At 39.4% G+C, this 7836-nt stretch carries 7 protein-coding genes; 4 read left to right on the top strand and 3 right to left on the bottom strand.

Annotated elements, in window-relative coordinates:
* The 3 genes from AC1M9P_RS13110 to rimI form a co-directional block, all read left to right on the top strand.
* On the top strand, positions 1–91 hold a 91-nt coding region (locus AC1M9P_RS13110), incomplete at its 5' end, for an EF-Tu C-terminal domain-related protein (RefSeq protein ID WP_019509660.1).
* 207 nt (positions 92–298) lie between these two features.
* Positions 299–1180: a metal-dependent hydrolase gene (locus tag AC1M9P_RS13105; protein WP_035267371.1), complete on the top strand. Its 882-nt coding sequence runs from the start codon at positions 299–301 to the stop codon at positions 1178–1180.
* Positions 1181–1284: 104 nt separating this feature from the next.
* Positions 1285–1743 carry a ribosomal protein S18-alanine N-acetyltransferase gene (gene rimI / locus AC1M9P_RS13100; RefSeq protein WP_481587890.1) on the top strand — a complete coding sequence of 153 codons (459 nt, stop codon included), beginning with the start codon at positions 1285–1287 and terminating at the stop codon, positions 1741–1743.
* A 14-nt stretch (positions 1744–1757) separates the two neighbouring features.
* Here rimI and AC1M9P_RS13095 read toward each other — a convergent pair whose 3' ends face one another.
* The 3 genes from AC1M9P_RS13095 to trxB all read right to left on the bottom strand — a co-directional run bounded on the left by AC1M9P_RS13095 (position 1758) and on the right by trxB (position 4385).
* Complete coding sequence (locus AC1M9P_RS13095; RefSeq protein WP_481587888.1) at positions 1758–2573, bottom strand: arginyltransferase; 816 nt, start codon at positions 2571–2573, stop codon at positions 1758–1760.
* Positions 2574–2590: 17 nt separating this feature from the next.
* On the bottom strand, positions 2591–3322 hold the full coding sequence (gene aat / locus AC1M9P_RS13090) for a leucyl/phenylalanyl-tRNA--protein transferase (protein WP_481587889.1): 732 nt from the start codon (positions 3320–3322) through the stop codon (positions 2591–2593).
* A 115-nt stretch (positions 3323–3437) separates the two neighbouring features.
* On the bottom strand, positions 3438–4385 hold the full coding sequence (gene trxB, locus AC1M9P_RS13085) for a thioredoxin-disulfide reductase (RefSeq protein ID WP_481587887.1): 948 nt from the start codon (positions 4383–4385) through the stop codon (positions 3438–3440).
* 261 nt (positions 4386–4646) lie between these two features.
* Here trxB and AC1M9P_RS13080 point away from each other — a divergent pair, with 261 nt between their 5' ends.
* Complete coding sequence (locus AC1M9P_RS13080; protein WP_481587886.1) at positions 4647–7799, top strand: DNA translocase FtsK 4TM domain-containing protein; 3153 nt, start codon at positions 4647–4649, stop codon at positions 7797–7799.
* The last annotated feature ends 37 nt before the right edge of the window (positions 7800–7836 follow it).

Genomic DNA, 7836 nt, shown 5'->3' with positions numbered 1-7836 from the left:
CCCAATCGCAATGGACCCAGGTCTACGTTTTGCGATCCGTGAAGGTGGTCGTACAGTTGGTGCTGGTGTTGTTGCTAAAGTAACTGCATAAGTATTGATTGTGTGAAAGAAACGCCCCTTTGGGGCGTTTTTTTATGGAATCTATAAAATTGTTAGACAATAAGAGTTGTAAGCTGTCCTTAACTGATAATGATGTGACCTATAAGGCATTTATCATAAAAATAATAAATCACTAAGATGAAGTAATGAAAAGAATCATAAAACTAGATTTGGATAGATCCCGAATAGGAGTCCAGCAATGAATGCTAAAGTAAATATTACAAATCGTGCCGGTGCATCATTTCCAGTACGTCGTATGCAATTTGATTTTGATCACGTACCAGAATATTGGATGAATGGTTCAGCAGGATTAACTCATTTCATGACAGCGTTATCTGCATTATTTCCTGCAGGTGAAAAATTCTTTATCGATTCAGTGCGTGCAGTTCGCCAACATCCAGCCATTAAAGATAATGAAGATCTCCAAAAAGAGATTTCAGCATTTATTGGTCAGGAAGCAATGCATACACATGAGCATGCTGGCTTTAATGCATCAGCACAAAAATTTGGTCATGATGTTGCTGCACTTGAAAAAGCCACAGATACGGTCATTCAAACTTTTCGTAAGTCAGCTAGCACCGTTATGAAACCATTTGGTATTTCACAAGAAATGATCGATCTGATGGGAACGACTGCGCTAGAACATTTTACAGCAACCATTGCCTCAGAATTATTGCGTAACGAACATATTCAAGCATTAATGACTGATGAAACAATGGCGACGATGTGGGCTTGGCATGCCATTGAAGAAAATGAGCATAAGGCTGTCGCATATGATGTATTTGAAGGTGTGTTCGGTAAAGGAATCAAATCTTATCTTGCTCGAACATCTTCTTTAGTGGCAGCAATGGTTGTGCTATTCATGGTGCAGACTTATTTTGTAGCGCGTTTATTGAAAGACGATAAACAGTTAAATATTGCATCTTTGAAAGATATTTATACCTATGGATATAGTCCATCTAAAGGCATTATTTCTGGTATGGGTAAGGAAATGTTGGCTTATTTTAAACCAGGCTTCCATCCGAATGATTTGGATACCGTGGGTTTATTGGCAACATGGAAAGCAAAACTCGGTTTTTAAGTATTTACTTTTGTGCATTCGGGCAGCGTAAGCTGCCTTTTTTTATTTCATTTATTTTCGAACTTTCTATAATGTACTCACTTAAAAAATGCAATGTAATGATTATGATTCGACCGATGCTGACATCAGATGTTGAGGTGGTATATGAAATTGAAAGTTTGGGGCAGACGCATCCTTGGACAAAAAAACAATTTTCAGAAGCGGTTGATTCATATCAATCCACAGTGATTGAATACCAGAATCGTGTTGTTGGTTTCTGTATTTTACAGCCTGTATTGGATGAAGCAAATTTGCTGTTGATGGCAGTTCATCCGAAAATGCGTGGAAAAGGGTTGGGATATCAATTGCTTGAAGCTTCAATAGCTCAACTCAATAATGATCCCGTACAAATCTTTTTAGAGGTCCGAGAAAGTAATAAGGCTGCGATTGCACTATATGAGAAATCCGGATTTCATCAAATTGATATGCGTAAAAACTATTATCCAACATTAGATGGTGGAAAAGAGCATGCCATCATTATGGTAAAGGCATGCAGTGATAATTTTGCAGATTTATTCAAGTGACAAAATTCAATACCCTACTTTACAATAAAGTTATTCCATTCAGAGGGAAGTGTCGTCATCAGCATATGACCTAATTGATCGATTTCTTCGTTGCTGAGCATTTTATTAACACGTCGCCATTGACCATCCAGTAATAATTCAAAAGGCGCATATTGGGACTTATAGTTCATTTTGAATGAATGGGGTACCCAATATCCTAAATATACAAACTCTTGATTGTGCTGCTTTACATATTCAATTTGCTTAAGGACTGCAAAAACACCTAAAGAACGTTTGGATTCATCTGGATCAAAAAATGTATAGACGGCGGATATTCCATCATCTAATACATCGCAGGTTGAGACACAAATGAGTCGATCATCTTTCCAAAGTTCTATAAAGAAACTATTGCTACAACTGTGAATCAAAAACTTCTCGAATTGATCATAGCTAGGGGGGAACATATCTCCATCTGAATGACGCTCATTGATGTAACGTTCATAGAGTTGATAGTGTAAATCAGTAGCATCTTGAGTTTGGGTTATTCTAACTTCTAAGTCTTGATTACGTTTCCAAGCTTTCTTTTGTTGATTGTTCATTTTAAAAGCATCAACAGGTACACGACATGAAAGGCATTGTCGACACAAATGACATTCAGGTCGATAGACAAAATCTCCGCTTCTTCGAAATCCTACACGAGACAATTCTGATAAAGTTACAACGTCGATTTTATGAGCAGGATCTAAAAAGACCATCCGTGCTGATTTCTCGGGAAGATAACTGCAGTCATGCGGTGGTGTAATGTAATACTGCAATTCATTTAATAGGGACTGGGGTTGATAAGAATTCATATTGTCCCTCCTATTTCTCAATCCATGAGTCGTTGATCAAATGCTATTGTTTTACTTGAAAATACACCGTCTTTATACTTTTGCCAATCAATCTGAGGCTGTTTTATCACATCTTGTAACGAATTAAGGTAGTCTTGGCGAGAAATTGTGCAAGCACCTAAGCTCATGAGATGATCATTCACCAATTGACAGTCAACCCAGGGTGCCTGGTTTTCAAGGCTGATCAACATGAGGGTATAAAAAGCCATTTTTGAAACATCAGTCTCTCGACTAAACATGGATTCACCAAAAATACCCTGACCTATAGAGACACCATACAGCCCGCCGACAATCGAATTTTCTCTGCGTACTTCGACACTATATGCATAGCCTGACTCAAATAATGAACAGTAACCCTGAATGATATCTTCATTAATCCATGTTTCATTGGCATAACTTCGTGGTAATGAGCAAGAACGTATCACATGTTCAAAATCACGGTTAATGGTAATCGTATAATCATGTTTTTTCATGTTACGAATGAGTGATTTACTTGGATGGTATGACGAAGGGTAGATAATGCAGCGAGGTTCTGGACTCCACCAGCAGATCGGCTCACCTTCGGAAAACCAAGGAAATAAACCATGTGTATAAGCTTCAAATAATGTAGAAGGGGAGAGGTCAGCACCTATACAGATTAGTCCTTGACCTTCGGGATCGGATTCAATTGGATTAGGGAAAATAAATTCAGAAGGAGGGAGCATAGGGATTAAGTTCTAAAAATAATAATGAAAAACCGAAGATAAAAATGTTTAAAATGATTATGCCAAGTTGAAAGAATAAAAAAACCACCCGAAGGTGGTTTTTTGGGTTTTTAAATAAATATTAGTTGTCTAAATATTTCTCAGCGTCTAAAGCAGCCATACAACCTGAACCTGCTGATGTAATTGCTTGGCGGTAGATATTGTCTGCAACATCACCTGCAGCAAATACGCCTTCAACAGAAGTCGCAGTTGCATTACCACGTGTACCACTTTGAACTTGGATATAACCATCACGTAGTTCAAGCTGACCTTCAAACATTGCAGTATTAGGTTTGTGACCTATAGCGACGAACAATCCAGTCACTTCAACGTTTTGTGTTGTAGTATCAGTTGTAGATTTCAAACGAACACTAGTAACGCCATCTTGAGGGTTACCAAGTACTTCTTCAACTTCATGGTTCCAGATGATGCTGATTTTGCCTTCTTTCTCTTTTGCAAAAAGATGATTTTGAAGGATTTTTTCAGAACGTAATTTATCGCGACGATGTACAAGTGTTACATGTGAAGCAATGTTTGATAAATAAAGCGCTTCTTCAACCGCAGTGTTACCACCACCGACAACCATGACTTTTTGATTTTTATAGAAGAAACCATCACAAGTTGCACACGCACTCACACCTTGACCCATATAAGCAGCTTCGGATTCTAATCCTAAGTATTGAGCCGTAGCGCCTGTTGCAATGATCAAAGCATCACACGTGTATTCTTCCATATCACCTTTTAAAACGAATGGACGTACATTTAAGTCAACTTCGTTAATGTGATCGTAAACCAATTCAGTACCAAAACGTTCTGCGTGAGCTTGCATACGCTCCATTAAAGCAGGACCTGTTAAGCCTTCAGGATCACCTGGCCAGTTATCAACTTCTGTAGTTGTGGTGAGCTGACCACCCAATTGCATACCAGCGATCAAAGTTGGTTTTAAATTTGCTCGTGCAGCATATACAGCTGCGCTATAACCTGCAGGACCAGAACCTAAAATAATCAATCTTGAGTGACGAGCGCTCATGTATAAGCATCCTTTTAATTTGATATATCGATTTACTGAAAATTATACGTGAAACTTCACCACAGTTGTGTGGAATGAATGTGGATTATATTGATCAACTAAATCGAATTGAGCTATATAGATAAAAGTGTTAACAAGGAAACCTTAGAAAGCTGCACCTTTTTTTTATGAACAGGTGCATAATAGTAAGTTTTCTATAATGAAGAAATTGTTCCATTTCAACATTAGAACATTAATGAATAATCGTTTACAGGACAGTATATGACTGCGGTGTCGAGTGTATATGCACAGCGCTTAGTTTTAACATTCTTCTTAATATCATTTGGTATTTATCTGTTTTTAGCAACAGTGACTTATACGCCATTTGATCCGGGTTGGATGCATATTTCGAGTGATACTCAACAAGTTTCAAATGCAAGTGGTGTCGCAGGTGCTTGGATTGCAGATCTCTTATTTGGATTTCTGGGCTGGGCAAGTTTACTGATTCCAATTTATTTATTCATTGAAGCGATTCAAGTGTGGTGGCCAAGAAGTTTTTTGAGTCGCCCATTTCGTTTTGCTGCTCAATTTTTCATTCTACTTACCGTCGCGAGTTTGTTTTATTTACTTTGGTCAGTGCCTGCAGATACGCTTGCTAACGCTTCAGGTGGAATCATTGGTTACGAATTGGGTGAGAGTTTAAAACAGCTTTTGACGATTTATGGCGCCGTTTTTTTTCTGATCGTACTTAGCATCGTTCTAATCACACTGGCTTTTGGTATTCAGTGGAACAAGACATGGTCTACTTTGAAGGCGACACCCGCTTATTTGCAAGATTTATTCTATAAAAATGTACCTGAGACTGAATCAGCTTATGATTTGACGACTCAGCCAAAAGCGAAAAAAGAAATTGAACCTCCTGTAAAAGATTCAGCTCCAGTCCCTTATCAAGCTGAGCTCAATGATGTCAGTCATTTAGAAGAAATAGATCAATTACAAGCGCGTCATGAACGTACTGCTGAAAAACTATTTGAAGATATGCGTTTCCAAGAGTCTCAACAAAATCATCGTTTTGATGAAGATGATGAGGCAGAGCTCGAGCGTACCATCGCGAAAGCGCATGAGTTAGAGCGTGAGAGTCAACGTATTGTTCCAACGGGTGAAGTTTGGAAAGCCTTGCATAGCGATGAAGATCATAAAAGAGAAATTGATGAGCTTTTGCGCGCAGCAGAGGAGGATCAGCTTGATCAACGTACTTCAGAAATTAATGAATTAAGTAAAAACGTTCGAGTAGAGCAGCGCTCAACTGTTCAAGATACTGCTTTGGACTGGAATGATGATCAAATCTTTGATGAATTGCTTGAAGTTGTTCCACAAGGACAGCACGCCAAAGATATTCATACTCCTTTTCATCATCAAACAAATCCTTCAGGTCAATCTGCTGATGATCAAAATACAGCATCCCTAATCCAAAATACCTCAGCTATTGGTGCAAGTGCTGTATACGCAAGTCAATCGAGCGCAGCTGCGGAAGCGATCACTAAAGCAGATTTGTTAGCTTCTGAGCTTGATGGTCTTGCATCACTTGCGGATGAAGCAGAAGCTTTGTCTAATTCAGAGGTCAAGCGCCCAAATTTGGTGACGCCAAATATTAAATTTATGACTTCACCTAAGTCAGATACAGTCGCGGAATATGAATCAGAGCAAGACACTATTGCCCCATCACCACAAAACATTGTTGAGCAAGAGGGATCATCAATTCCTGTTACTAAAGTGAGTGATGAGGAAAAACAACGTATATCTTCAGATAAAGATGCTTTTAGAGAAGCTTGGCAAGAAACGGTAGGTAAGCCTGAAGTTGAAGAGGATGAGTTTGATTTCGATGCGCCATTAACAGATGCTGCTGGTCGTCCAATGTCTCGTGCAATGCAAGTTGCGGAGCGCCGTAAAGATTTATCACCACTTCCTGGTTTGGATTTACTTGATGAAGTAGACCCAAACAAAAAAGTAAACTTCACTGCAGAACAATTATCAAGATTATCAGAACTGTTAGAAATTAAATTACAAGAATTTAATGTCAAAGCGAAAGTGATTGAAGCTCAACCGGGTCCAGTCGTGACCAGATTTGAACTGGATCTTGCGCCTGGTGTGAAAGCCTCGAAAGTAACTAATATTTCTCGTGACTTAGCACGATCAATGTCGATGGCATCAGTACGTGTTGTTGAGGTGATCCCTGGAAAACCTTACATTGGAATTGAAGTTCCGAATAGCATACGTGAGATGGTGCGCCTGATTGAATTGGTACAAATTCCAAAATTTAAGGATCCAGATGGAATCTTATCCATGGCCATGGGTAAAGACATTTCTGGTAACCCAGTCATTACTGAGTTGGGCAAGGCACCACATATGTTGGTTGCCGGTACCACAGGTTCAGGTAAATCTGTTGCTGTAAACTCGATGATTCTATCGATGCTTTTAAAATATACGCCAGATCAATTGCGTCTTATTTTGATTGATCCTAAACAACTTGAATTGGCGAACTATAATGATATTCCACATCTACTTACACCAGTTGTGACTGACATGAAAGATGCGGTCAGCGCTTTAAACTGGTGTGTGAATGAGATGGAACGTCGTTATAAGCTGATGTCGTTCTTAAAAATACGTAAATTGAGTGACTATAACCGTAAAGTTGAAGAAGCAATTGCCAATGGTGAAGATCTATTTGATCCAACTTGGAAAGCCAGTGAGTCAGTTGCTGGAGAACGTGCACCTAGACTTACACCATTGCCTTCGATTGTGATTGTTGCAGATGAATTCGCAGATATGATCATGCAGGTGGGTAAGAAAGCGGAAGAGATGATCACTCGTCTAGCTCAAAAATCACGTGCTGCAGGCATTCATTTATTACTTGCGACACAGCGTCCATCCGTCGATGTAATTACTGGCTTAATTAAGGCGAATATACCGACGCGTGTTGCACTTCGTGTAAACTCTAAAATTGACTCGCGTACGATTTTGGATGCGGGTGGTGCAGAAGATTTGCTTGGACATGGTGATATGCTGTTCTTAGGACCAGGTAAAATTGAGCCTGAGCGTGTGCATGGTGCATTTATTGCCGATGACGAGGTGAACCGTATTTGTGATGCATGGCGTGAGCGTGGTGCACCAAACTACGTGGATGAAATTCTCACCCCATTTGATGAAGAACCAGCATCACGTGGCTTTGAAGATGGGGATGGTGCTTCAGACCGTGACGCACTTTATGATCAATGTGTTGCTTTTGTTTTGGAAACCCGTAAAGCATCCACATCATCTTTACAGCGTAAGTTTAGTCTTGGTTATAATCGTGCCGCACGTATTATTGACCAAATGGAAGAAAACGGTATCGTGAGTGCAATGGGCGCAAATGGTAAACGTGAAATTTTAGTATAACGAAGACTGACTCAGAAAAAGCAACCATAGGTTGCTT

The organism is Acinetobacter sp. 25-47-122 (assembly GCF_056779695.1).
This window is presented reverse-complemented; position numbering and strand designations above follow the sequence as displayed.

What these genes read in the sequence shown, in the direction of transcription:
- AC1M9P_RS13105 (WP_035267371.1), top strand. Translation starts at nt 299, where the DNA reads ATGAATGCTAAAGTAAATATTACAAATCGTGCCGGTGCATCATTTCCA.
- rimI (WP_481587890.1), top strand. Translation starts at nt 1,285, where the DNA reads ATGATTCGACCGATGCTGACATCAGATGTTGAGGTGGTATATGAAATT.
- AC1M9P_RS13095 (WP_481587888.1), bottom strand. Translation starts at nt 2,573, where the DNA reads ATGAATTCTTATCAACCCCAGTCCCTATTAAATGAATTGCAGTATTAC.
- trxB (WP_481587887.1), bottom strand. Translation starts at nt 4,385, where the DNA reads ATGAGCGCTCGTCACTCAAGATTGATTATTTTAGGTTCTGGTCCTGCA.
- AC1M9P_RS13080 (WP_481587886.1), top strand. Translation starts at nt 4,647, where the DNA reads ATGACTGCGGTGTCGAGTGTATATGCACAGCGCTTAGTTTTAACATTC.